Below are 317 nucleotides of genomic sequence, written 5' to 3'. Positions count from 1 at the left end.
ATGTCTAGAGATGAATTAGAAAGTACGATTCCTGTTAGACCTCCAATAGTGAAAAGGAAAATAAATCCTAGAGCTCATAGTATAGCTGGAGATCATTTAATATTTCCTCCGTGTAGGGTAGCTAGTCAACTAAAAACTTTAACGCCGGTTGGGATGGCAATAATTATTGTGGCTGAGGTAAAATATGCTCGGGTATCAACGTCAAGTCCTACTGTAAACATATGGTGAGCTCATACAATAAATCCTAGGAATCCAATGGACATTATTGCTCAGACTATACCTATATAACCAAAGGGTTCTTTTTTACCAGAATAATA

1 protein-coding gene is annotated in these 317 nt (G+C 36.6%); it reads right to left on the bottom strand.

Going from position 1 to position 317, the window contains the following annotated elements; all coding sequences use genetic code 11:
• Positions 1-125: 125 nt before the first annotated feature.
• Positions 126-221 carry a hypothetical protein gene (locus tag CRJ03_RS20560; RefSeq protein ID WP_369126387.1) on the bottom strand — a complete coding sequence of 32 codons (96 nt, stop codon included), beginning with the start codon at positions 219-221 and terminating at the stop codon, positions 126-128.
• Between the last annotated feature and the right edge of the window lie 96 nt (positions 222-317).

The sequence above is a fragment of the Roseovarius nitratireducens genome, from assembly GCF_002925845.1.
In the GTDB taxonomy this organism is placed as follows: Bacteria; Pseudomonadota; Alphaproteobacteria; order Rhodobacterales; family Rhodobacteraceae; genus Roseovarius; species Roseovarius nitratireducens.
The sequence above is the reverse complement of the archived record's forward strand: the minus strand, read 5'-3'. Positions and strand labels throughout refer to the sequence as shown.